General features: G+C 40.2%; 19 protein-coding genes and 4 tRNA genes. 5 read left to right on the forward strand and 18 right to left on the reverse strand.

The annotated features are described in order from the left end of the window. The coding region (locus tag K5Q58_RS15870) for a hypothetical protein (protein ID WP_220754884.1) at positions 1 to 444 on the forward strand (444 nt) is incomplete at its 5' end. Positions 445 to 761: 317 nt separating this feature from the next. Here K5Q58_RS15870 and K5Q58_RS15875 read toward each other — a convergent pair. After that, entirely contained in the window at positions 762 to 935 is a 174-nt protein-coding gene (locus K5Q58_RS15875; RefSeq protein WP_220754885.1) for a hypothetical protein, read from the reverse strand. Between the two features lie 747 nt (positions 936 to 1,682). On the opposite strand from K5Q58_RS15875, the gene K5Q58_RS15880 reads away from it, so the two are divergent. Next, entirely contained in the window at positions 1,683 to 3,617 is a 1,935-nt protein-coding gene (locus K5Q58_RS15880) for a radical SAM protein (protein WP_220754886.1), read from the forward strand. An 825-nt stretch (positions 3,618 to 4,442) separates the two neighbouring features. On the opposite strand, the gene K5Q58_RS15885 is transcribed toward K5Q58_RS15880, so the two are convergent. The 3 genes from K5Q58_RS15885 to K5Q58_RS15895 all read right to left on the reverse strand — a co-directional run bounded on the left by K5Q58_RS15885 (position 4,443) and on the right by K5Q58_RS15895 (position 6,759). Next, positions 4,443 to 4,528 (reverse strand) — tRNA-Leu (locus K5Q58_RS15885). 204 nt (positions 4,529 to 4,732) lie between these two features. Next, entirely contained in the window at positions 4,733 to 5,320 is a 588-nt protein-coding gene (locus K5Q58_RS15890; RefSeq protein WP_220754887.1) for a uracil-DNA glycosylase family protein, read from the reverse strand. Positions 5,321 to 5,427: 107 nt separating this feature from the next. Continuing rightward, positions 5,428 to 6,759: a leucine-rich repeat-containing protein kinase family protein gene (locus tag K5Q58_RS15895; protein ID WP_220754888.1), complete on the reverse strand. Its 1,332-nt coding sequence runs from the start codon at positions 6,757 to 6,759 to the stop codon at positions 5,428 to 5,430. 202 nt (positions 6,760 to 6,961) lie between these two features. Between K5Q58_RS15895 and yqfB the strand changes: the two genes are divergently transcribed. Together yqfB and K5Q58_RS15905 are read left to right on the forward strand one after the other, a co-directional pair. Continuing rightward, on the forward strand, positions 6,962 to 7,279 hold the full coding sequence (gene yqfB, locus K5Q58_RS15900) for a N(4)-acetylcytidine aminohydrolase (RefSeq protein WP_220754889.1): 318 nt from the start codon (positions 6,962 to 6,964) through the stop codon (positions 7,277 to 7,279). 107 nt (positions 7,280 to 7,386) lie between these two features. After that, positions 7,387 to 8,226: an SGNH/GDSL hydrolase family protein gene (locus K5Q58_RS15905; RefSeq protein WP_220754890.1), complete on the forward strand. Its 840-nt coding sequence runs from the start codon at positions 7,387 to 7,389 to the stop codon at positions 8,224 to 8,226. 10 nt (positions 8,227 to 8,236) lie between these two features. Here K5Q58_RS15905 and K5Q58_RS15910 read toward each other — a convergent pair whose 3' ends face one another. Together K5Q58_RS15910 and K5Q58_RS15915 are read right to left on the reverse strand one after the other, a co-directional pair. Beyond that, positions 8,237 to 9,328: an alcohol dehydrogenase family protein gene (locus tag K5Q58_RS15910; protein ID WP_220754891.1), complete on the reverse strand. Its 1,092-nt coding sequence runs from the start codon at positions 9,326 to 9,328 to the stop codon at positions 8,237 to 8,239. Continuing rightward, a complete protein-coding gene (locus tag K5Q58_RS15915) occupies positions 9,316 to 9,879 on the reverse strand; it encodes a TetR/AcrR family transcriptional regulator (RefSeq protein WP_259651370.1) in 564 nt (187 codons plus the stop codon). The genes K5Q58_RS15910 and K5Q58_RS15915 overlap by 13 nt, the downstream gene beginning before the upstream one ends. Before the next feature lie 462 nt (positions 9,880 to 10,341). Between K5Q58_RS15915 and K5Q58_RS15920 the strand changes: the two genes are divergently transcribed. Continuing rightward, positions 10,342 to 11,217: a polysaccharide lyase family 7 protein gene (locus tag K5Q58_RS15920; RefSeq protein WP_220754892.1), complete on the forward strand. Its 876-nt coding sequence runs from the start codon at positions 10,342 to 10,344 to the stop codon at positions 11,215 to 11,217. A 389-nt stretch (positions 11,218 to 11,606) separates the two neighbouring features. On the opposite strand, the gene K5Q58_RS15925 is transcribed toward K5Q58_RS15920, so the two are convergent. The 12 genes from K5Q58_RS15925 to K5Q58_RS15980 form a co-directional block, all read right to left on the reverse strand. Next, positions 11,607 to 11,692: transfer RNA gene (locus tag K5Q58_RS15925), tRNA-Leu, on the reverse strand. Between the two features lie 53 nt (positions 11,693 to 11,745). Beyond that, positions 11,746 to 11,819: transfer RNA gene (locus K5Q58_RS15930), tRNA-Cys, on the reverse strand. Between the two features lie 14 nt (positions 11,820 to 11,833). After that, a tRNA-Gly gene (locus tag K5Q58_RS15935) sits at positions 11,834 to 11,909 on the reverse strand. 249 nt (positions 11,910 to 12,158) lie between these two features. Further along, a complete protein-coding gene (gene pgsA, locus K5Q58_RS15940) occupies positions 12,159 to 12,707 on the reverse strand; it encodes a CDP-diacylglycerol--glycerol-3-phosphate 3-phosphatidyltransferase (RefSeq protein WP_220754893.1) in 549 nt (182 codons plus the stop codon). Between the two features lie 45 nt (positions 12,708 to 12,752). Beyond that, positions 12,753 to 14,585, reverse strand: coding sequence for an excinuclease ABC subunit UvrC (gene uvrC / locus K5Q58_RS15945; protein WP_220754894.1), 1,833 nt, complete (start codon positions 14,583 to 14,585; stop codon positions 12,753 to 12,755). Positions 14,586 to 14,633: 48 nt separating this feature from the next. Continuing rightward, the gene (gene uvrY, locus K5Q58_RS15950) at positions 14,634 to 15,278 is read right to left on the reverse strand and encodes a UvrY/SirA/GacA family response regulator transcription factor (RefSeq protein ID WP_102527121.1); all 645 of its coding nucleotides are present in this window, start codon (positions 15,276 to 15,278) and stop codon (positions 14,634 to 14,636) included. 503 nt (positions 15,279 to 15,781) lie between these two features. Continuing rightward, positions 15,782 to 16,375 (reverse strand): hypothetical protein, encoded by a 594-nt coding sequence (locus K5Q58_RS15955; protein ID WP_220754895.1) that lies wholly within the window; start codon positions 16,373 to 16,375, stop codon positions 15,782 to 15,784. A gap of 313 nt (positions 16,376 to 16,688) precedes the next feature. Beyond that, positions 16,689 to 17,708: an HD-GYP domain-containing protein gene (locus tag K5Q58_RS15960; RefSeq protein WP_220754896.1), complete on the reverse strand. Its 1,020-nt coding sequence runs from the start codon at positions 17,706 to 17,708 to the stop codon at positions 16,689 to 16,691. Positions 17,709 to 17,744: 36 nt separating this feature from the next. After that, positions 17,745 to 22,448 (reverse strand): response regulator, encoded by a 4,704-nt coding sequence (locus tag K5Q58_RS15965; RefSeq protein ID WP_220754897.1) that lies wholly within the window; start codon positions 22,446 to 22,448, stop codon positions 17,745 to 17,747. Between the two features lie 115 nt (positions 22,449 to 22,563). Then, a complete protein-coding gene (locus K5Q58_RS15970; RefSeq protein ID WP_220754898.1) occupies positions 22,564 to 24,177 on the reverse strand; it encodes a hybrid sensor histidine kinase/response regulator in 1,614 nt (537 codons plus the stop codon). Positions 24,178 to 24,243: 66 nt separating this feature from the next. Then, entirely contained in the window at positions 24,244 to 24,903 is a 660-nt protein-coding gene (locus K5Q58_RS15975; protein ID WP_220754899.1) for a potassium channel family protein, read from the reverse strand. A gap of 6 nt (positions 24,904 to 24,909) precedes the next feature. Then, on the reverse strand, positions 24,910 to 26,028 hold the full coding sequence (locus tag K5Q58_RS15980; RefSeq protein ID WP_220754900.1) for an AI-2E family transporter: 1,119 nt from the start codon (positions 26,026 to 26,028) through the stop codon (positions 24,910 to 24,912). Positions 26,029 to 26,152: the final 124 nt, after the last annotated feature.

The following is a 26,152-nucleotide window of genomic DNA, read 5'->3' on the forward strand; positions in this document are numbered from 1 at the left end:
GCCATTTCGATAGCACTATTGATTGTTTTTGCTTTTTTTAGTGTCATCGGAGAGGAATTTGGTAAAACAATTTCACAACAATCAGAAAAAGATGCTAAAGCTCAATCTATTATAAAAGAATTAACGATAGCAGCAAAACAAATAAACGATGTGGGTCCTAGATTGATTGATGATGATACTCGTCTAGACGGAGTTAGTGTAGGCCCAGGTTTGCGACTTACATATCATTACACATTGTTAAATTATGTCACAAATGATTCTACGTCTAAAATTATTAAATCAAACTTTTTCTCATTAGTTAAAGAAAGAGCTTGTTTAAACAGTGCGTTAAAGCAAACTATGCAGGAAGGAGTCGAATTTGTTTATTCATATTCTGACTCTTCTGGAAGCAGTGTTAAGTATCTGATAATCGACAAGAAAAAATGTGCGCCCTCTTCAATTTAACGTTAATGGGGGTAGTGCAAAATAATTATGCCATATATGGCATAGTAATTCTGGCCACACAATTGAAGGTTATTGAGGGTGAATACAAACTACTAAGCTTCAGATTATATCTATTTCAAACACTCTTTGGGGCATAAACGTGTTATGACCACTAACTCTTCAGTTCATTTATATTGGGTTTGTTAAAGAAAATCACTACTTCAATCTAACCCATTGCCTGCCGCTGGAATGTTCAGGATGAACGGTATGTCGCGAACAAATGGATGTGAAAGAGCGACCTTATATGCAGATACTACAGCGAGACGCTGGCTCTTGATTTAAAAGTAAGCATCCATGTAAGCTCTGCCAAAACAAATAACATCCATGTTAAACGGCCAGTTCGGCATCCATTTATCTCGCTCAGAGCGTTTCACACTGTGAAACTTCGCCTTGTTTGGGTAGCTCGCTGCTGTATCTACACTGGGATTATTACTTCTTCGATTTAGCTTCATTTGTGTATCCAGTAGGCTTGAGAACATCAAGAAAATTGTGTGAGCCCTGACATGGCCTTTCTCGCACATCCATGTGCTTTAAGGCATTTAGTGCATCCTGCATTTAAGATCCTGGCTAGCTTTCGAGGGGAAGGGACGCCCCATCGGAAGCGTTAGCGATTTTTAAAAATGGACGAAGCGGAATACAAAAGGAGTTAAAAGTTGGCTAGATCACCGTTGAAATTTCCCGCTTTTCAGAAAATTTATTAGGTGCAGCGGGGTGTTCCAAGAGGGTATTGCTGTTGATACCCTCTTGGTCTGGTGTGGGCGAAGCGCCACGACGTAAATCCAAACGAAGTTTGGAAATCCAGTGTGAAATCCATATGACTAAAACTGATATTAACTATGCAACAGGACTTTGATTTCTCCAAATGGCTAGTAAGCTTCAAAGCATTAATGATTTATAGATAAAATAAAAATGAACTGGAAAGTTAAAGCCCCCCAAGAATATAACAGATATAGAATCACTAAATGCTACTCAAATGGCTATATGACAAAAGCAGGTGACAAATGCAGGTGACAAATGCCAGTTATAAACACGGACTCCAGAAACCACCTCATCTAATAATGCTGAAAGCTAATTTACGGGTTTTTATCCACTGCTTTTGTTAGAATCCTTTTTTATTTTTAACAGCTGTATTTTTCAGTTGTGATATTGCCACTTTGTTTTGCTGCAAGTGCTGAAGTTTACCTATTTAAAGGCAGGTTATGACCGTTCTTCTAATGACACCACCGATGACTCAATTAAATACGCCTTATCCGGCTACTGCGTATTTAACTGGCTTTTTACGCTCTAGAGGCTATGAGGCGGTGCAACGCGATCCTGCAATTGAATTGTTTTTAGAAATGATGACAGCGCCAGCACTTGAGATTATTCGTCAGCATGTAGAAGAGAACTACCAACACTTTGAAGATGACGAGCTCCCTGATGTCATTTTTAATTTTCTTGCTGAATTTGACCGTTACCACTTAACCGTCGAAACTGCGATTCGGTTCTTACAAGGCAAAGACCCAAGCCTTGCCATGCGGATTAACTCGCGCCGTTTTTTACCTGAAGGCCCTGCATTTGATGCCATTGCACAAATGGAAGCGGTATCAGGTGATGTACTGCAAGCAGCCTTTGGTAACCTAGGCGTACAAGATAAAGCCAAATATTTAGCCACGCTGTTTATCAATGATTTATCGAGCGTAATCACTCAAGGGGTTGACCCATACTTCGAAGTAAGTCGTTATGGTGAGCAACTTGCCGCAGCCAACCCAAGCTTTGATAACCTCTACGATACCTTAATGGGCGAGCCAAGTTTTAGCTCTGAAATCTTGGAGCAATTAGTCGAGCATTACCTTGAAGAAACTCAGCCGAGTGTGATTGCACTCACCGTCCCTTTTCCAGGCAATATGCTCGGCGCTTTGCGTATTGCGCAAACCTGCAAAAGTATCAACCCAGAAATCCCTATCGTTATCGGTGGCGGTTTTATTAATACAGAACTACGAGCGCTGAAAGATCCCCGCGTATTTGAGTTTATTGATTTTATCTGTCTGGATGACGGCGAGCGCCCTTTAATCACCTTGCTGGAATACTTCCAAGGTGAGCGTGAAATTGATGATTTAGTGCGTACTTATTTTCTGGCAGAAGATGAAAGTGGCCAACCTTATGTTCACTTTAATGAAAATACCGAGCTTCACGATATTCCACAAACTGATGTGGGCGCACCAATATACGATGGGCTGCCGTTAGGTGATTACCTGTCGTTATGCGAAATGCTTAACCCAATGCACCGAATTTGGAGTGATGGCCGCTGGAACAAGCTCACCATAGCCCATGGTTGTTATTGGCGTAAATGTAGCTTTTGCGATGTCAGCCTAGATTATATTGACCGATACGATGCTGCAGGCGCCGATGTATTGGTCGATAGAATCGAACAGATCATAGAAGAAACTGGTGAAACAGGTTTTCATTTTGTCGATGAAGCCTTACCGCCAAAAGTGTTATTTTCATTAGCTAAACGATTAATTGAACGTAATGTAGTGATTAGTTGGTGGGGTAACATCCGTTTTGAAAGAACCTTTAGCCAAGCACGCTGCCAGTTACTCGCAGATTCAGGCTGCATAGCTGTCAGCGGTGGCCTTGAAGTCGCATCCGACCGTTTATTAAAACTGATGAAAAAAGGCGTCAGCGTTGAGCGTGTAGCTCACGTGACTAAAGCATTCAGTGACGCTGGTATTTTGGTTCATGCTTACTTGATGTATGGCTTCCCAACTCAAACTGAGCAAGAAACCATTGATTCCCTTGAAATGGTACGTCAAATGATGGAGCAAGGTTGTTTTCAGTCAGCTTACTGGCACCGTTTTGTTGCCACGGTTCACAGCCCGATTGGTATGAACCCTGAACAATTTGGTATTACCCTAGCTGAACGACCAGATATTTTATTCGCAGAAAATGATGTCGACTTTACTGACCCAACCGGCACAGATCATCCCATGCTAGGCGAAGGACTTCGTAAAGCAATCTACAACTACATGCACGGTATTGGATTCGACCAACCAATGAGTTTTTGGTTTGATCAAAAAGTCAGCCCAACTCAAATGAAAAAAGATTTGATACTCACAGCAATCAATAACTTTATTGCCAGTAACGAAGAGTAATTAAGTCTTCAAGATAATAAACAGAGCAATTATTTGCTCTGTTTTTTTATGTCCTGTTTTTACTCAGCTTAAATTGAACTTGATTGCTCCTTGTCGGACTAGAACTGGCACGTCCTACTTTAAAACGACGAGGGATTTTGCTTTTATTCTGAATCATTTCTATAAATTTCAGACACAAAAAAGCCCCAATTTTCGTTGAGGCTTTTTCGCATCATACTTACGTATAGCTCTTTAAAGTAAAGAATGATGGTACCAGAGGCCAAACTTGAACTGGCACGCCCTACCTTAAAACGACGAGGGATTTCATCTTTCTACAATTACTCAATTTTTAGACATAAAAAAGCCCCGACTAATGTCTAGGCTTATTTATGATGGTACCCGAGGCCAGACTTGAACTAGCACGCCCTACTTTAAAACGACGAGGGGTTTTGATTTTAACTCAACAACTCAAATATCAAACTCAAATTACAGATACAAAAAAAACCCAACTTTCGTTGAGGCTTTTTTGCACCATACTTACGTATAGCTCTTTAAAGTAAAGAATGATGGTACCCGAGGCCAGACTTGAACTGGCACGCCCTACTTTAAAACGACGAGGGATTTTATCTTTCTACAATTACTCAATTTTTAGACATAAAAAAGCCCCGACTAATGTCGAGGCTTTTTTATGATGGTACCCGAGGCCAGACTTGAACTAGCACGCCCTACTTTAAAACGACGAGGGGTTTTGCTTTTATTCTTTGAATCATTTCAACAAATTTCAGACACAAAAAAGCCCCAACTTTCGTTGAGGCTTTTTCGCACCATACTTACGTATGTAAATGATGGTACCCGAGGCCAGACTTGAACTGGCACGCCTATTAAGCGAGGGATTTTAAATCCCTTGTGTCTACCGATTCCACCACTCGGGCAAACTCTGGTAACTCGTCGTAACGCGTTACAAAATTTGATATTCAACGAAGCAATCGGTTGCCGCCGCTGATGTGGTGCATACTTTACTGATTTTTCAGATTGAATCAATAAAAAAATGAAACTTATTGTTCGAATGCCCATTTTACAAGCAAATAGCACGAAAACACGGCATTAAAGCACCATTTAACGCCAAGCCTTTAAAACTAATCCTTTAATGCGTCGTTAACTCGACATTTAAGCTCAGGTAATAATTGCTGAGCAAACCATGGATTTTTCGCTAACCAAATATTATTTCTTGGGCTGGGGTGTGGTAAAGGCATTATTGAACGAGGATAGTCTGACCAATTTTTAACGGTTTCAGTTAAAGACTGCTTAGCAGTGTCTAAATGATAGTCTTGAGCATACTTGCCAATAACAATGGTGAGCTTTATTTGATCAAGCTCGGCGAGCAATAACGCACGCCACGTTTTGGCGCATTGTTTAAGCGGAGGTAAGTCACCGCTTTTACCCTTTCCCGGATAACAAAAGCCCATTGGCAGAATAGCCACTTGCTTAGGATCGTAAAACACTGCCTTATCAATCCCTAACCACTCTCTTAAACGTTCGCCACTGGCATCGTCGAAGGGGACACCAGACTGATGTACCGCAAGACCAGGTGCTTGTCCTGCTATTAAAATTTTGGCAGTTGAATGAAGCTGCACAACAGGGTTAACCCCGTGCGCTAATTCAGGCTTACACAACTCACATTGCTTTACCTGTTCAATCAGAAGATTTAATTCCGCTTGGCTCATTCTACTAACTTACCTTTTGATTTTTTATATACCATTATGTAGCAGCTGAAATATTAAACTCTAGTTTGTTCTATCTTCCTGGCTCTTCTGTTCTCAGAAGTTAAATTCTAGCTTAACTTGCTTAACTGCTGACAAATTTCATCAAAACTCGGTCGTAAATCAGATTGATGCTGTAAACATTGCTGAGATAGTTCTGAAAGCACGGTGAATTCAGTCGTGTTGGCTTTATTACCCAATGCAATTTGTTGCTGCAATAAGTCATCCAGCATATTGCCAAACGCTCTAACTTCAATCCATTGCATAAAATTAGCTTGCTGTGGGGATAATTTACTTAAATCAGTCGCTGCGCCAAAGTCACCAAACAGCATATTAGCTTGCGCATCAATCATCGTGTTGTGGGCGTAAATATCTCCATGACTCACTTTATGTTGATGAAGGTGCGATAAAGCCCCCGCCATGCTCAACATCACTTTGACTAAATGCGCCATAGAAATGTCCATATCATCTGCAAAGGTATCTCTGGTGCAGGTGACAAGTGAAGGTGGCAAACCTAAGTTATAAAATCGCGGTGGAATAAGCTCCATCACCAAACCTAAATGATCTGGTTCTGAAATCTGCGCCAGTACTTTAATTAAGTTTGGGTGATGGCCTGCACTTAAGCAGCAATGTAATTCATCTTTAGGGTAACCATCAGAAGTCACTGCGCCTCTAAACATCTTCAGCGCAACGATATTGCTGATACCTGCTTGTGACTCAAACTCCTTATTCCAGTGAGCTTGATAAATTACCCCTGATGCGCCTTGACCTAGTTGGTCACCAAGTTCAAAATCAGCCATGTTCGCTTGACGAAACGAGTCATGACTAACGTGATTATCAGTCACTGGATTACCACTAAATGCCAACCAAGCCAACTTAGGTAAAGATAATAACCAATCTGGTACTTGGGTTAATTCATTGGCTGAAATGCGCAGTAACTCGAGCTCAGTACAGTTCGCCATGCTATTTGGTAAAGCAGTAATTTTGTTACCCGCAAGCGCGCATTTTTTTAATCGGTGCAAATCTCCTATTGAGTCAGGTAACTTGGATATTTGGTTATCGGTTAAAATTAGCCAACGGGTATCAACTGGCAAACTGTTTTCTGCAACTGTGGTAATTTGGTTCGCTTTAAAGCCAATCATTTCAAGTTTAGGACACTTGGCAATCACTGCAGGAAGTTCAGTAAAGCAATTGAATGACAGAAATAAAATTTTCAACTCAGTTAATTGTGCAAACTCATCTGGTAATTGGCTTAAACGATTATTGGATAAATCCAGCACCTCTAAGGTGTCTGCAAACGCTAACACTTCATGCGGGAATTCAACTAATTGTTCAGCAATTTGGATACGTTGTAATTTCTGACTATTTAATTCGCCTGATTTTAATTGCGCCAAAGTGTGCAAATGACCTTCCTAAATATTTATTCGATTAAAATTGCGCACATCATAAGGGATCACTCCCAACAAGTTAAGACTGCAAAGTCAGAGTTCAGTAGAATCAATCAACCCATTGTCATTTCAGTTCAAACTAGCGCAAAATAATAGGACGATATTTGGTTGGTATTATTTAATTAGTTTTATTTGATAAGTAATAGAAGGTTACTCAATGAGTGAATTAACACCTATAAGTTTTTTTGGTCGCTTTGAAAAAGACATTTTATCTGGGGCTAAAACCATTACTTTACGAGATGAATCAGAATCTCACTTCAAAGTCGGTGAAACCTTGTCAGTGTCGACTTTTGAAGATGACCGTTGGTTTTGCAACATTAAGGTATTAGCGGTGACTAAAGTGGCTTTTCATCAATTAACTGAGGAGCATGCTGAACAAGAGAACATGGAGCTTTCATTTCTTAAGTCACTCATTCAGGAGGTTTACCCCGGAGTTGAACAGTTATTCGAAATTAAATATCAGCTGGTTACTTAACTGATATTTTTTAAATAAGTTAATCAATTCAAAAGAAAAATGGGTGAAGTGGTTAGATATTTAAGTTATAACTGACGACTAATGATTAACGGAAAGGATGACCGACATTGCATTACTTAAGCTTATTTTTGTTATGGCCTGTATATTTACTTCAAGCTATTTGGGTCAAAAAAACCACACTTAAGCTGCCTGAACCCAATGGACTTCGGGAAGGCGTCGTAAAACTAAACGACACTGAAAACTCATCTTTCAATTCTGAAGCTAATGATGGTTCGGATGCAAATTCAACGACATTATCTTTATTGATTGTTGGCGATTCAGCGGCTGCAGGTGTTGGGGTAGAAACTCAGCAACAGGCGCTATCAGGCCAATTAGTCACTTCCTTGTCCTCAATGATGTGTCAAACAACACAATCCTCGGCTCTAGGTGATTACAAACTCAAATGGCAATTAATCGCAAAGAGTGGTTATAGCACCCAAAACTGTCTCAACAAATTCAATTATATTCTAACTCAACCCCATCAAATTTCTGCCGATGTGGTGGTTATTTCATTAGGTGTGAATGATGTTTTAAGCCCTATTTCGGCTAAGACTTGGATTAGTCAGCAACAGCAATTGTGCGAGTTACTTTTTACATCATTGGCTTGCCAACAAATAATCATCACCAGCGTACCGCCTATGTCAGCCTTTCCTGCTTTACCACAACCATTCAGATGGTTTCTTGGCGCGAGATCTAATGAATTTAATCATGCATTAACTCAATGGATTAAAAGCTGTGCTTTACCGTGTGAGCAATTAGACATGCGCCAGTCACTCGCTAGCGCGACGATGGCCAAAGATGGATTTCACCCCAGTGAAAGTATTTATCAACACTGGGGGAAGCAAGCTGCGATACTTATCAGTAATAAAATCAATGCTGAAAACTTTAAACATCAACACCTTGCCTAAAACCTTTAAGCTAAACCAGCGTGAGTACTATTTTACCGACAAACTGTTTTTGCTGAAAAATATCTTGAGCTGTTGCGATATCTTCTAGGGCAAAAGTTTTTGCGACCAAAGGCTTAATTTTGCCACTTTCAATGCAAGTAACTAAGTTTTGAAATACCTGCGGCGCTAATACTGTACAACCAAAGAAGCTCAGGTCTTTTAAATATAAGGTTCTTACATCAAGATCGACTAACGCACCACCAATGGCCCCTGAAACCGCATAACGGCCCCCTGGTTTAAGTACCTCGAGTAACTGCGGCCATTGCTTACCTGCCACTAAATCTATCACTACGTTGACACTGTTATTACCTAACACTTCCACTAAATCAACATCTCTAGCTAAGACTTTATCGGCGCCTAAGCTAAGTAAATGCTCATTTTTACTTGGACTAGTGATTGCAATGACTTTTGCCCCACGCGCTTTTACTAGCTGAATTGCTGCAGAGCCCACACCGCCTGAAGCCCCAGTTATTAATACAGTATCTGTTGAGCCAACATTCGCACGAGTAAGCATGTTCTCTGCGGTAGAGTATGAACACGGAAATGAAGCAAGCTCAGCATCTGTTAGCGAGCTATTAATTGCACAGGCATACTGAGAGGCTACTTTGGTGTATTGAGCAAAGCCGCCATCGCATTCGGAGCCGAAATACCAAGGCGAAGTAAGCTGCTGGCCATTATGTTCCCTAAGGCACGGCTCGATCAATACCCGCTCGCCAATTCGATTCTGGCTAACTTTATTACCAACCGCGACGATAACGCCGCATACATCCGCGCCTTGGATACGGGGAAAAACAAATGTATTTCCCGACCAACTAGTGTCATCACTTTCAGCATCACCGCTTTTAACATCAGATTTGGAATACCACCCCGTGCGGGTATTGATATCGGTATTATTTACGCCAGCAGCGAGTACTCGAATTAGCACTTCATTATCTGTTAGTGTCGGCACTGCAATATGTTGGTTTAACTGCAACATTTCAGGTCCACCATGACCAATTAATTGAACCCCTGTCATTGTTGCTGGGATTGCTTGGTTTAGGCTTGGTGCTTCTAAGGACGGCATACTGGTGACTCCATAATGATAGATATGATTTGTTTGGCAGAAAGGATTGATTCTTGTCCTTGTAATGGCCAAGTGGCTGAAGCGCCTTCATGTAGTAGAAATAACGCAGATGCGAGATCAGGCCGGCAACTCACTTGTGCTAAGCGCTGACGCACCTCTTCTTTATGGCCTGCAACGACATTAATGACATCCTGATTATCAGGAAAAGCAGTTATCGCATTCATTGACATGCACCCGTTCGGGGCAAATTGCTGCATCCATTTTTCTAACTGAGTGAAAATATGTAGAACTGACTCCGTTCCATTCGTTAAAGAATCATCAGCCAAAAAAGAAAGGTATCTTTGATGACGGTATTCAAGCGCTGCGACAATCATCGCCTCTTTAGAAGGGTAATGTTTATAAAGGGTACGCAAGCTCACATTACATGCCGTTTTTAACTGCGCCACACTGGGCTCTGCAAACCCATACTGGCTAAAGGCCTTCTCTAAACTTGCAGCAATTTGGACTTTTAAAGGTAGTGGACAATCAGTCGTGTTTGGATCCATTTCCATCAATCTTACCTAGTAGAGTATTCATTCTACCCACAATGGTAGAATGAACACTCTACCCTGTCAATATCTCTAATGGATTTCAAGTAATGCTAGATACATCATTCCGAAATCAATACTTGTCATTTTTATATTAAATCCCAATAACACTAAATTTTTTATTCAAAAATGCTGTTATAGATTAATAAATTAGCTTAAATCCAATTAAAAGAGAGTAAACGAAATATAAGTTTTTACTTAGATACACGCACATTTGAGCTGCGTTTGTTGAAAGAGTAAATATGTTGTGATTTGAGTCATATTTAATTTGTATTATTATACGTCAAATGTATTATTTAGCGTTATATTGGTGCTAAGCCATTACGAACATCGCAGATGATGTTCTAAGCGATAATCCAGATAAAGTCATTCAAAGAAAGTAATACGAAATAATTCATAAAAGCCATAAGTAGGAATGTCGTTACAATGAAAAAATTAACAGTACTACCTTTAACCTTAATCGTATCGGGTTTATTAACAGCATGTGCAGCGACAACCGAACCAAGGGTAAATCCATATCCCGCAGCAACGGGGGAACGTGAAGCGCCAGCAGATTATTCTCAATTTTCTAATATTTTATCTGCGTCAAAGCTGCAAATTTCAACCCCAAATTCAAGACCTGGCAGTAAATATGAATTAGCCACTGACAGCGATTTTAGCGGCATCGTTAACGAACACTTTTATGTAGATAAAGGCTCTAAAGCGCTAGTCATGAACATGGAAGGTTATAAATTACGTAATGAGTTAAGAGTTCTTGAAAACTTCAAATCAGATAGTCCCAATACTTTTTATCATCTTTCTGCTGAACTAAAGCCAATCAACCCGCGTGAATCAGTGAAAGATAGTCCTTCTAAAAATGACGCTATGACATTTTTACAAGTGCACAATAAAGGTACCTTTGATGATGGCAAGCATGGAGTAGGTTACATCCCTCACCCACTATTACGTTTAGTGTATGAAGCTGACCGCAAAGGGGTTAAAGATCATTACTGGGCGATCATTAAAAACAATGCAGTAAACTGCAGTAAAGACAGCGGTAACCGCGACACATCAGATTGTAAAAATGCCTATGTTCGCTTTGATCTCGGTGCATATGACCCAAATGCCCCAACTAAATTCGATATCATTGTTGGTGATTCAAAACTAGTGATTAACAGAGATGGTGAGAATCAAGTAGAGCATGACATCACGTACTGGAAAGAGATGCTCAATTATTTTAAAGCAGGTGTATACAACCAGTTTGAAAATGGCAAAAGTGAAGCTCACTTCTATCAATTAGATTATAAGATTGAACAAAAATAATTTAAGGCTTTTGTAGAACTCCACTTTAATCAATGGGAGTTAGCTAACAAATCAAGAAAATCAGCTAACTCTCACTGAACATATATTTATAAAGCTCAAGTTTCGAGCGCTAAACATATTCAAATTGCAGACACAAAAAGCCACAACTTTCGTTGAGGCTTTTTGCACCATACACTTAATACAATAAGTCGTATGTAAGCTCTTCATGGAAGAATAATGGTACCCGAGGCCAGACTTGAACTGGCACGCCTGATTTTAAAACGACGAGGGATTTTACTTTTCTTAAAATAAAAATTTCAGGCACAAAAAAGCCCCAACTTTCGTTGAGGCTTTTTCGCACCATACACTTAATACAATAAGTCGTATGTAAGCTCTTCATAGAAGAATAATGGTACCCGAGGCCAGACTTGAACTGGCACGCCTATTAAGCGAGGGATTTTAAATCCCTTGTGTCTACCGATTCCACCACTCGGGCAAAAGTGTTGTCTTAACTGCTTAACGTAATTGTTAGCAACTAAACAAAAATTGTGGAGGCGCGACCCGGAGTCGAACCGAGGTCGACGGATTTGCAATCCGCAGCATAGCCATTCTGCCATCGCGCCGTATAGAGAATGATTGGAGCGACATATCGGGTTCGAACCGATGACCTATACCTTGGCAAGGTATCGCTCTACCAACTGAGCTAATGTCGCATTTTTAGCTTAATTAATTCACTTAACAAGGTATCGTCTGATACAAAGCTAACTGAGCTAATCTCGCAATCATTTGCCTATCTTCGCAGATTAGGCCTCGATGTCATCAAGTTGCAACCTTTCGGTTATACGCTGAAGCATCGCTGTCTACGGGGGTGCATTCTACCGATTTCAGTGTCGGTGTCAATTGCTGTTTTCAACAAAAATGACTGAGTGCGCACTAAATAAACTTATTGAACTTTTATTGCACTACTCAGCGGTTAAGTCTTTCCAAGCTGCTGAAATATAACTCATCATCGACCAGAAAGTCAGCACAGCAGCGACATAGAATAGTCCATAAGCGACATTAGTCAAAAATTCATTCGGCTGCCAAATCAAACCAACAATCGCCACCATTTGCGCTGCGGTTTTATATTTACCAATCCAAGACACTGCAACGACACCACGCTTACCAATTTCAGCCATCCACTCTCGCAGCGCTGAAATAACAATTTCACGGCCGATCATGAACAGTGCAGCTAAGGTGAGATAAATATTATCGTTTTGCTGAACCAACAACACCAACGCCGTTGTCACCATAATTTTATCCGCTACCGGATCTAAAAAGGCACCAAAACGAGTCGACTGTTTGAGTTTTCTTGCTGCATAACCATCTAACGCGTCCGTTACCGCCGCTAACCAGAAGATAAATGCGGACGCAAAAGGCGCCCAAGCGTAAGGGAGATAAAAAACTACGACAAAAACCGGCAACAGTAACAACCGGAATAATGTTAGCGCTATAGGTAAATTAAAAGGCATTGAAGAAACCAAATAGTCAGAAACAGCGCCAATCTTGCCTTAATTTTATCCCCCTCGCAATGCATCATGGATTGTTTGTGCCATTTCTAGGCTAATTCCGGGTACTTTTGTTAATTCAGCAACACTAGCGCCCTTCACTTCCTGTATTCCGCCCAAATGTTGTAACAATAGTTTGCGACGCTTTGGCCCAACACCCTGGATCGATTCTAATGTCGAAGTATTGCGAGTTTTCTGACGTTTATTACGGTGGCCAGTAATAGCAAATCTGTGTGATTCATCTCGAATGTGCAATATTAAGTGGAATGCTGGCGAGTCACTGGCAAGCTCAAAAGTTTGTTCTGTACCGCCAAATACAAACGTTTCGAGCCCTGCTTTACGGCCTTCACCTTTAGTTACGCCAATTAACAATGGTGGTCTATCTAAGTTCACGCACTTTTCATCAACAATCTTTTGTGCAATTCGCAACTGGCCAATACCGCCATCAATAAACACAATATCCGGCACTTTGCCGTTGTTATCAATTTTTTCGAATCGACGCTTTAGTGCTTGCTCCATTGCAGCGTAATCATCGCCGCCGGTAATGCCATTAATGTTATAACGGCGATAGTCTGCTTTATGAGGGCCTTCACGGTTAAACACCACGCAAGAAGCTACGGTGCTTTCTCCCATCGTATGACTGATATCAAAACATTCCATACGGGTGATCTGATGGCCAAACTCCAACGCTTCTTCCAATAACTGAAATCGCTGCTCAACGGTATTCTTGTGAGATAAACGCGTATTCACTGCATTCGTTGCATTTGTTATTGCTAATCGTAAGAAGTTAGCGCGCTCCCCTCGTACATGGGTTTTAATTTCAAATTTACGCTCTAACGCCGCTGAAATAGTTTCTTCTAAAACTTTTTTCTCATCAAAATTCTCGCTAATGATGACTTCTTTAGGAATTGTTCTTTGAATATCAGCGTTTAAATAAAACTGACCTATGAAAGACACCAGCACTTCTTCTAAGTCGGTTTCCGGTGGTACTGTCGGATAATAACTACGGCTGCCAAAAATTTTACCGTCGCGAATAAACAATAAATGAAAACACACAATGCCTGATGCGTAATGCACGCCAATCACGTCCATATCACCTTTATGGTTTGATACTTCTTGCTGTTCGGCGACGCGTCTTAATGCAGTAATTTGATCACGATATTGCGCCGCGGACTCATATTCCATTTCATTGGCAGCAGTGTCCATTTTAGCCACCAGCTCGCTGATCACTTGTTGGTCTTTACCTCGTAAAAACAAACTCGCGAGTTTAACTTGGCCTGCATAATCTTCATCTGAGATACGCCCTACACAAGGCGCACTGCAGCGCTCAAGTTGATATTGTAAACAAGGCCGAGAGCGAGACTTATAATACAAATCATCACACTGACGAATAGGAAACAGCTTTTGCATGAGGTTTAGGCTTTCACGCACAGCGCCGCCATTAGGATAAGGCCCAAAGTAATGGCCTTTCTCTCTTTTCGGGCCGCGGTGATATGCCAACCTAGGATGCTTATGGCCACTTAATAAAATATACGGATAGGACTTATCATCACGTAACAATACATTGTACTTAGGCATGTATTGTTTGATGTAATCGTTTTCAAGCAGTAATGCATCGGTTTCGCTATGGGTTAGCGTCACATCAACATTAGCAATACGGGCAACAAGCGCTTGAGTTTTAACGTTAGGCAGATTCGCTCTGAAATACGAAGAAAGACGCTTTTTGAGATCTTTTGCTTTACCGACATAAATCACTTCACCTTTGTCATCGTACATACGATAAACACCTGGAGAAGATGAAACGGTTTTTAAAAATAATTTTGAATTAAAGCTTGAAGGCATCAACTATCCTAAAGTAGGCGTCGATACCTTGGTATGAACACCTAATGTCTAAAAAGAACTGGCATCGAGCATTTTGTAGCGAATAGCTAGGCGGGTCAACTCAACATCTCCACCAATATCTAATTTGGCAAATAAACGATAGCGATAACTGTTGACTGTTTTAGGGCTTAAATTTAGCTTTTCAGATATGTCATTAACCTTTTCACCATTGGTGATCATCAACATGATCTGCAACTCTCGCTCGGATAGACTGCTAAACGGATTTTCATCAGAGTGACTAAACTGACTCAATGCCATTTGCTGAGCTATTTCAGGCGATAAGTAACGTTGTCCTCGCGACACTTGTTGAATGGCACGCAGCACTTCAGGCGACGTCGAGCCCTTGGTTAAATAACCTGACGCACCAGCTTGCATCACTTTAGTAGGAAATGGATCTTCTGTTTGAACCGTGAGTACGATAATTTTCGCTTCCGGTTGATAGCGTAGAATTTTACGGGTGGCTTCTAATCCGCCCATACCTGGCATATTCATGTCCATCAGAATCACATCCGCTTCACTTTGACGAGACCACTGCACTGCAGTTTCGCCGTCAGGAGCTTCACCAACCACTTTTATTCCTCGTTCATCTTCTAATAAACGACGAATGCCAGTTCTCACTAATTCATGATCATCAACTAAATATACTGAAATCAACTTCTATCCACCTTAAAAACAGATTCGTCCTGAATTTTATTCTTATCCGTACATGGGTAATTTAGCTCATTGAGCGACTGACGGAAAGCGAAATAAGCGCTTAAGCTTGTAGGAATAGCTTAGTTAATAAGTTCTTCTCATGAAATTGACTCGTAAATTCAACTCGTACTAAAAATCACATCTGTAATTTTCACTACTTTATGCTAAACAGGCTAATTTTTTTTATATTATCAGCACAAACCTCTAAAATTAACGGCTAACCCCCAAGATAAAAAATAACCTAATTAATTTATCTAAATCTTCATACTAAACGCCAAAAATTACTCAAATGTCTAAAAATTGACAAACCTGAAGTAAAAATTCTCATTATAGAAATATTGCCACTGATTTAATCCCATAAAAAACCGCAACTGAATAGTCAGTTGCGGTTTTCATTTTTTACTCTATAAGCTAAGCAAATTCGCTTTAAAAAACTAATTCAAAGAAGTTTTTAAGCGGTGCGCTTACTCTTCATTTTCAACAAAATCGTCAGAAAAATCAGTTTCCCAGTACTTATAACCTTGAACCGTCGCCTGTGCTGCAGCCCCCATTAGGTTAACTTGGTAGGTTTTTACACCACTGACATCGACAGATTGGTTAGCTGACGCTTGGTCACCGCTTTCTTCATATTTTGCACTGGCTTCAGCCTGCGCTTGACCTTCATAACCAGACTCTTTAAAGCGAGTCATCGCATCGTTATCCATAAAGGCTTGTACAAAGGCCATTTGCTTCCAACCAATACCCGCACCCACACCGCCAGTTGCGAAACGGTAATAAGAATTTTGACCGTTTGAGGTTAGTACACAGACCCCGCCACCGGTTGACAGTGCAAACAAGTAGCTGTTACTACCAGTACAAACTACATAACCCACTGACTGAGCGACCGCAGTTTTTGCGCCGCTATGTTCAGCGTAAATCTCTTGTAACGCTGACTGTGTTTCTTTACGCGCATTGGCTTTTTTAGACTCTGGGTTATCACCTGTCGCACAACCTGTTAATAAAGCAGGCACCATAACAGCAGCTAAAAGTAATTTTTTACTGATAAAAGTCTTAGACATGTAATTTTCCTCTGTCGAAAATAGGTTTAAATTGCCGTTATTGGCAAGTTACACAGATAAATAAGGGCACTCATATAGAGTGAATAATCCGTTCAGAAATAAGCCACGTAGATGACTACTGTGTTACTTAACCGCTTCTGAATAAGCCTTACATCGTTTAGCATTTTTCACTCATTGGCTTAGCGCTTAACTCGATATAGGCTTATTATAATCGAGCGCTAAAACATTTGTTACCATTTCACGCCATATGTGATATTAAACACCCTCACTTAAGCATTTACTCATTGAGTTCAACATAAAACCCATAAAAACATTACTCAACATCTTTAAATTTAGCTTTTATTTCTAAAATTTCATCTAGTTTATCAACAAATAACGGCACTAACTTAGGGTCAAAGTGACTCCCTGCTTCTCGCTTAATAAGCGATATAGCATCGTCTACTGTCCACGCCTTTTTATATGGGCGCTCGCTGGTTAACGCATCAAATACATCTGCGATGGCGACAATACGACCATTTAATGGGATATTCTCACCACTTAACCCATGGGGATAGCCACTGCCATCCCACTTTTCGTGATGAGTCAGCGCGACTTCTTGAGCAATGGTCATTAGTTCTGAATCCTTGTCACCAAGGATTTCAGCGCCGATTACGCAATGCTTTTTCATTTCCTCAAACTCTTCAAACTCGAGCTTTCCGGGTTTCTTTAAAATGGCATCAGATATTCCGATTTTGCCTACATCATGCATAGGGGCTGCATTCATTAGCACTTCAGCAGCAGGTTCATTCATCCCCGCTGCAAGAGCTAGCACGTGAGTGTAGTAACTCATGCGAATGACATGCATCCCTGTTTCATTATCTTTATATTCGGCTGCGCGGCCTAAGCGGCGAATAACATTTAATTGATTTTGAGCAATTTCCGCCGTCTTTTGCTGTACTTTAATCGCAAGTATTCTGTTTTGATCTGTTAATGCTAGTTGAGTATGTACGCGACGTTGTACGATAGGCGGATTAAATGGCTTAGTAATATAATCGGCAGCGCCGAGCTCTAACCCTTTTATTTCATCATCAGCAGAAATTTTAGCGGTCACAAATATCACTGGAATATGGCGAGTTCTTTCATCTTGTTTGAGTTGTTTGCACACTTCAAAACCATCAATGCCCGGCATCATGATATCTAGCAAGATTAAGTCTAAGTTGATACTACGAGCAATTTTAAGTGCTAACTCACCATTTTTAGCAATCTTAATCTGATAATCTGACTTTAATACACCCGCTAACACATCAATGTTTTCAGGGGTATCGTCCACTACTAATATAGTCTGCTTTTCCATCTACACTCCTTGTTCAATCCGTTAATACGTCGTTATTCAGTCCATTAACGATAATTGCTCAATCATCTGTTTAGCGATTTCCATCGCCGTATCTAACTCATAATCATTCAACTGCTTTTCTAGTAATTTATAATTGTGTACTAACGGCTCTACATTTAAACAATCGCCGTGACTGTCGAGATATTCAGTCGCTTCCATATCAAAGCTTTCAAGCATGGTAATTAAAACTTCTAAGGTTTTGATTGCTAATGACTTGTCTAATGATAGTTGAACTTTATCAATTTGCGCCGCAGGAATTGAAGTGGATATTTCTTCACATACTTTAGACAGCTCAAGTTCAATGTCAGCTAACGTGCTCACGTCACTTTCAGACAACCCTTGCTCCAAATGTAAGGCCTGTTCAGCTAACTTAATTGCGCCGATGCTGCCAGCAACACCTTTTAATGTATGTACGAGCCGAGCTGCTAAAGGTTCATCATTTACTGCTATTGCCTTCGAAAATGCGCCAATAAAACCTTTTTGACCAGTAACGAATTTAGCTAATAACTTTTGATATAAACGTACATCACCTTGTGTTCGTATCAAGCCTTGAGCAGTATCAACATGCTTCATTTCTATAATATTTGAGTCTAATTTCTCTGTACCATTTTGCTCAATGAATTCTATTTCAGTCGGATTTACTGGGGTTATCCATTTCGCCATCGTTATGAACATCGCTTCTACATCAATAGGCTTAGGTATATGATCATTCATTCCTGCATCAAGCGCTTTTTCGCGATCTCCAGCCATAGCATTGGCTGTCATCGCAAGAATAGGCAAAGCTTGGTTTTGTGGCATTTCACGTATTTTTCTGGTTGAGGAATAGCCGTCCATCACTGGCATTTGGCAATCCATTAACACGCCATCAAAATCTTGTTCAGCTACCAGTTCAAGGGCTTGTTGACCATTAACCGCGATGGTGGTTTCGATTTGCTTATTGTTAAGTAACTCTTGAATGAGCTCTTGGTTTAAATCGTTATCTTCTGCAATCAATATATTGGCGCCCGCTAAATGCTTTAGAGCCTTCGACAGTTCACTGCCTTCATCAGTATGTCTAGATTGATATTCTTCATCCGACATAACATAAGAAAGCGCTTTAATGAGACTAGATTGAGTTTGTGGCTTTGTTAAAATGCTATCAAAATGCACATCAGCTGCACTGAGTAATAAGTCCTCTTTGCCATACGCTGTAATCATGATGAGTTTAGGTTTAATTTCTGGTGTGAGTTCGCCAATAAATCGAGCGACATCAATCCCACTGACTTCAGGCATCTGCCAATCGACTATAGCGACATCAGTTTGTTCACCACTGTCGAGCCAGGCAATAGCAGCTTTACCGCTATCTAGCACTTTGACCTTCATCCCTACATTAACCAACAAGTTAGATAATATCTCTCTCGCAGCCTGATTATCATCAACTAATAAAACCGACTTACCATCAAGATAAGAAAGGTCTTGCTCCATTGGAGAGCTCGAAGAAATAGGATTTAAGTCAAAAGGAATATTGAGATTAAAAATACTGCCAACACCTGACTCGCTACTTAACGTGATCTCAGCATTCATCAATTCCGCAAGGTTTTTGCAAATAGCTAAGCCTAGACCTGTACCACCATACTTTCGAGTCGTTGATGCATCAGCTTGTGAAAACGCATTAAACAGTCGCGACTGCTGCTCAGGCGTCATACCAATACCTGAGTCGGCTACAGAAAAGATAATATTGGCTTGATTTGGGGTAAGTTCAACTAATTTAGCTGAGATGATAATGTTGCCATGCTCGGTAAACTTAACGGCATTGTTCGCTAAATTGATGAGCACTTGCCCTACTCGCAATGGATCACCTAACAAGTTTTTAGGAATGTTTTCATCAATATCAAATAACAACTCCAAACCTTTATCAGCCACTTTAATGCCAATAAGGTTACTAACATTATTTAATAATTCATCAATGCTTAAATCAATGTTTTCGATGTCTAATTTACCAGCCTCAATTTTAGAAAAATCGAGAATATCGTTAATGATCCCTAATAAAGATTGAGCTGAACCATTGGTCTTTTCAATGTAATTACGCTGCTGACGGCTTAAATCAGTTTCTAGCGCTAAATGTGACATGCCGATAATGGCATTCATTGGAGTGCGAATTTCATGGCTCATATTCGCCAGAAAATCACTTTTGGCTTTGTTGGCGTCATCAGCTTCGGCAATGGCGGCTGCGAGCTCTCTTTCTAACTCTTTTGCTGCATTAACATTAATATGCACGCCACTTATCCGTTCAGGGCTGCCATCTTCGTGATATTGATAAGTTTGCCCAATACTTAAGATCCAGTCGTAACTGCCATCTTTACGGAGCATCCTAAACTCTTGACGAATAATTTGCTCGACATCGCCTTCGGCTACAGGCTGTTTTAAACTAAGAATATCAGTATGATCATCTGGGTGAATCAAGCCGGAAAAAGTTTCAGCTCCCGAAGTCAGTTCTGCCCATTTATCTTCATTTGCACAAATATCAAGCCGCTCATAACCTAACATTTGGCTGTACATACGATTGACGACAACACGATTTTCGTGAGGGTAAAAATCCCACATTCCCATTTGGGCACTTTTAGCGGCAACTTCAAGTTTTTCTTCTGAGTCTAATAAAAGGTTTTCAGCAAGCTTTTGTTCAGTAATATCAAATAAAGTGCCATCGAAAAAACCTTTCCGATTATTTTCAGACGTTTCAAACTTTGCCATAACTTGAACATACCTGAGTTCACCAGAACGATTAAGGATTCGCATATCAACAACCACTTTTTTGTTGTTTAATGCTGCCTGTCTGACTGTTTCAAAGAACATTTCTCCGTCGCCATCAATAGCTAAATGAACAAAGCGCCGCTTAGGGTCTGTGCCAATAAAGTCTGCAACAGGGTAGCCCGTGATATGCTCAAAATTAGGACTAATATAAGAAACGGTAAAATCATTACTGACTAAATCGACGTAATTGCACCGAAATACTGCCCCTTGAATATTTTCGACTAAGGTTTGATACTGTTGCTGATTCTTTTGCATCTCTGCTCGAACAGTCTCCTGCTCATCAATATCAAGCAGTGCTAGTCGAATTTCATTCAAGCTAGTATCGTCATTAAATTCAGTTCTTACAGTAAGAGACACGGCAAGGTTTTGACCTGATTCTGTATTTAAAATAAGCCTAGCATCAGAGGTATCTACACCTTTCAGAGCCGATTTAAAAACTCTCTGACCTTCTCCATCATCGGTATTAAGCACATCTGCCCAGGTTAATTCAGTGAACTCTTTGCGCTCATGACCCGTGATTAATGCGAACTGTTTGTTGTGCTTAGTAAACTTACCATTGACGTCTAAAGTTGCGTAAGCCACTGCTGAGTTTTCGTATAAATCCCATAAACGGTTTTCTCGTTCTTGAATATCTCTAGTTCGAATTGAAATGGTTTTTTCTAACTTCTCATTACTGATTTGTAATCGACGTAAAATATGACGACTAAGCCAGAGGCTTGCTACAGTCAATAACAGGCATGACAACGCAATGACGCTGATGAGAATAATGATGATGGTTTTAAAGTACGAATAATTACTGCTTGCTTCGTCAATAGACATTTCTGTGACGATACCAAAACCGTAGCGCTCATCCCACTTCCAAGCACCTATAACATCCACACCTAAATAGTTTCGATAAGATTCATAACTGCTACCGTTCCGCTTAGCGCTAACTTGCTTGGCTGAGTAAGTCAGACCAAGCTCATTATGATTAACACTTGCAGGGGTCTGTGCAGTTAACTCATGAATTGGGTCAGTGACTTTCAGGTTGAGTACTGACATTTGTCCTTCTTCTAGTAACCCAAAAGAAATTAAATGCTTTTCATAGCGGCTATGGGACAGCATCCGGCCTTGCTCATCAACAAAGTATGATTCACCAGTATCTCCAACTGCACCACTCTTGGTTAATTTCGCAAATTCTAGATAAGGGTCAATTCGAAGTGAAAGCACAGCGGTAATTTCGCCATTATCTTGAGTAATAGGACTGAGTACAAACATGGTTGGGGTATCAGCACGCTCTATTCCATAAGGGTTAGATAAAGCAATATCAGATCGCATCGGAGGTGTGATGACAATTTCACCTTTGACAGCTCTAGCAAATAATTTGGGATGTTCACGTTTAACAATATTAGTGACGCCAAGATTATTGTCACGACTTGAGGCAATATTCTTCCCATCTAACGTGATAATGAAAAAACCTAACGAACCAAACGATTCGCTATACCTTTTATAAGCATCTCTAGACCAGGCTAAATGATCACTTTCAAGGAGTTCTTCCTTATCTGGACCGATTTTTGTTAAATAAATAGCGCGTTGTAGTAACAATGGATTGGTTGCAACAGCGCCCACTCTATCTTCCCAGCCTCTAACCCATGAAGACAAGGCAGCATCGGTGGTCAAAGCGACAGAGTTTAACGCTAAGCCACTTTTTTCTAAATCATGTTTATAAGCAACATTCAAACCTATCGCAGCGATGAGTGAAAGTAGCACTAAAAAACAACACACTATTAAGCCAGTGAAAGTCCGATTAGTGCCACTTTCAAAAAATGTTGAGAGGTCATTATTAGCTTGCTTTCTTAGACGTAAAAACAGCCACAATAGTAAAAACAACAATCCAATTGCTATCGAGGATAAAGTTATATTCATTTCCATCCAATTCCATTACATCAGTTATTACAGTGATAGACCAATCAGCTATTTATATGATTTTCTAACCTATTTTCCAGACCCCTTACTCAACTAGATTAGTCCATCCAAAAACAATAGCTTATAAATCTTGCATAGCATGTGGCAGTGAAATCGAAACGCTTGTTGTGTCATTTTCATCACTGATTTCTAAAGCAACGTTTCCATTTTGTGCTTCTGCAAGTAACTTAGCTGAGTAAGTACCAATACCCGTACCATTATCTTTACCAGCTGAAGTGTATTTGTTCCAAAAAGTGTCGCGGATATGTTCTTCTACAACGCCAAGATTCTGAATAGTGATAATCAATGCAGGCTTATCTAAATCGGTATTTGAAATGCTATCAATTCTCTTCAAAGAAATTGATACGCGCGTCTTATTTGGCGCTGCTTCACAGGCATTTTTAAGCAGATTAAATAACATCGAATAGCTAAGACTTTCGTCACCCAGTGCTAGGTAGTCTTCGTCACCATCCTCTTCACAATCGAGGTAAATCAATAGATGTTTTACTTGGAAAGTTTTCTTTAAAACCGCAATAATTTTTTCCAGTAAATTGAACATGGAAAATGGCTTTGGTATTAAGGTAAATCGACCGGTTTCAATTTTATATAACTCACTAGACATATTGATCATATTCAACAATTGAAAAGACATATCTTCCGCGATGTGAGTATTTTCTAGGTTACTTTTGGAAATGTGAGGATCTTGGCTTATCTGTTCAAGTAACGCCATTAACCCAGCAATAGGTCCTTTTAAATCATGCTGCAATACTTGCTGAACTTCTTGTTTTAACTTTTCCGTAGTCACCATGTTGTCAAAATCAGACTGCAGACGCTTATGCATTTGCACATAAGTCATCAAGTTTCGAACTCTCAGCTTTAATAATTCAGGTTGGATAGGTTTACTAATATAATCGACTGCGCCACTATCTAACCCCTGAAGTTGGTATTTATCTTCAGTTAATGCTGTAACAAATATCACAGGAATATTTGCAGATTGAGGATGCTCTCTTAGACGTTTTAGTACTTCAAAACCATCCATACCTGGCATCATGATATCTAATAGAATTAAATCGGGAGGCGAATCTGATTGGGCTATTTCCAGCGCTTTTTGACCTTGTTTAGCCAGCTTGACTTGATATTCGTCTTTTAATAATCCACCAATTAAAGTGAGATTATCGGTAGTATCATCAACGACCAATACTGAAGAGCGAGGAGCATCTTTATCATCTATCGTATTAGATGAATTGGGAGAACTTAGAGTATCGGCGACTAACGCGGGGTCGTCTTGCTGGAAAGACTGAGCTTTGTTACTAATATGACCACTCAAGCATTGTGCAACACGTTGTTGTAAAGTCACTGTATTAAATGGCTTAATAACAATATCTGTGACGCCGCTTGTGATTGCAGTGCTCACCCTCTCTCTTGCCGCCTCAGCAGTTATCATTAGAAAAGGAATGTGTCGCCACTTTGTCGATTGACGGACTTCATTTAATAGCTCAATGCCCGACATCACAGGCATATTCCAATCAGAAATAATCAGATCAATGGTATAGTTTTGAAGTACTTTTAACGCTTTTGCACCATTTTCTGCCTGATGAACATGACCAATGCCAAAGCGACGCAATTGATCTGAACTGATTTTACGGATGGCGTCCATATCATCAACAATCAAAACACTTTTCTTCGTTAAATCCATGCGACCTCATCCGTTAGAGTCAATGACTCTACTTCGCGAAAAAGTAGAGTTTAATTAGCCTTTTAGCTAATTTTCAGTTTGTGACATTTTTGCCCCAACTAAACTGGCAACAATAATCGCCATATAAAACTGACCACAAATAGCCTCTGCAAAAGCAAAAAATCTCGCGATGGGCATATTGGGAGAAATCTCACCGTAACCCACAGTGGTTAGCGTGATATAGCTGTAGTAAATTGCAGTAGATAAATTATCAGGCCATTTCTGTACTTCGATTCCATTAAAGGCCGCACCGAATATTTCGATTAATAACAAATAGGTGAACGCCCAAATAAGCCCTAAAAGCAAAAATATACAAATAGAGCCAATAATCTGGTTAGTCGAAATTTTGCCAGAAAATAATACTTGTTTCGCTGCGCGTGAGGTTGCTGCAATCAGAAAAGAAAGAATGGTTAATAAGGCAACAATATCCAGATTAAGTAATTCAAATACTGAGCCGATACTGGCAAAAACAAGTGTAGTGAACATCAAGCCAAAGCTTGAACGTATCCAGCGTTTATTTTGACCTAAGCCAATAACCGAAATAGACAAACTCATTACGGTAGTGCCTACCACAATCATTTGCCCAGCATCAAAAAACTGTTCAACTAATGCCGCACTTAACAACACCAATACTAAAGACCCCAGTAAATAACTAAAGTTGTCTTCCTGCGACATCACTTTACCCATCAGACTTTATCCTTCTGTCTTTTCAACTTCAGGTAACACTGAATCGGTATCCACTTCGGCAGTTTCAACAACTAGCCATGCCGAAAATAGTTTGTAGCTTAATGCCAGTACCACGGCGCCGACAAACAACCCAACGATGCCAGACAAAATCATGCCGCCGATTGCACCTAGCAATATCACCAACATAGGAATATCTACGCCACGTCCCATTAGCATAGGCTTTAAGAATGCATCACTGGCACTCACTAAAATGCTCCAAATCATAAAGATAATTGCTGTCGTAGATGATTCCACGCTGAATACATAAGCAATGATAGGTGCCAAGATTAATATTGGCGGTAATTGAATAATGGCTAGAATAAGCACCAGTAGCATCCAAATACCTGTACCGGGTACCCCAGCTAACCCTAAGCCAATACCCGCCAAAATAGACTGAATAAATGCGACGCCAATAACTCCTTGCACCACACTTCGAACGGTAGCAACAGCAAGTGCGGAGAACTCTTCACCATGCTTACCCGCAAGCCTTACTGAGACTTTATGGAACATTTGGTTTGAACCTTCAGCTTTACCCATAAACACGCCAGCAATAATGATTGATATTAAAAACTGCAAGACTGTCATACCAAAGCTACCAAATGCACCAGCTGCTTTGGTTGAAAATGTTTTTATTTCATCGGCATAAGTTCTAACCAACTTCTCTAAATCGGACGAAGCTGAAGACCAAACGTTATACAGTTTATCGCCAACTAAAGGGAGTTCAGCAACCGACTCTTTAGGTGCGGGGATCACTAAAGTGCCATCGTGAACTTCAGCGACAAAATCTTGGGTGCCAGATACTATAGCGCCTGAAAATAATACAGTCGGGACAATTAACAAGGCCAATGAAAGTAAGGTGATCAGCAAGCTCGATTTAACCATAGTCAGTTTAAGCTTACGGCTAATGAGTTTTACGACGGGGTATAAAGCTATTGCAATAATACCACCCCATAAAATGGGCATAATGAAAGGTTGAATGATTTTAAAACACCAAATCACCATCGCGAAAATTAACGCTATTTTAATCGCAGCATCCACTGCTGCATGAGTAAACTCCGCAGAGTTCGAAATAGGTTTATCACTCATATAATGTCTGTCCCTGATTTAATGTCATTCCATTTAAAAATAATATTAACAAACCAAGTTGTCAGTTATGGGTCGCTAACTCTTTTAAACAAAAGTAATTTTGATACGTTTATTAATAAAAATA

Source organism: Shewanella sp. KT0246, assembly GCF_019654955.1.
GTDB lineage: Bacteria > Pseudomonadota > Gammaproteobacteria > Enterobacterales > Shewanellaceae > Shewanella > Shewanella goraebulensis.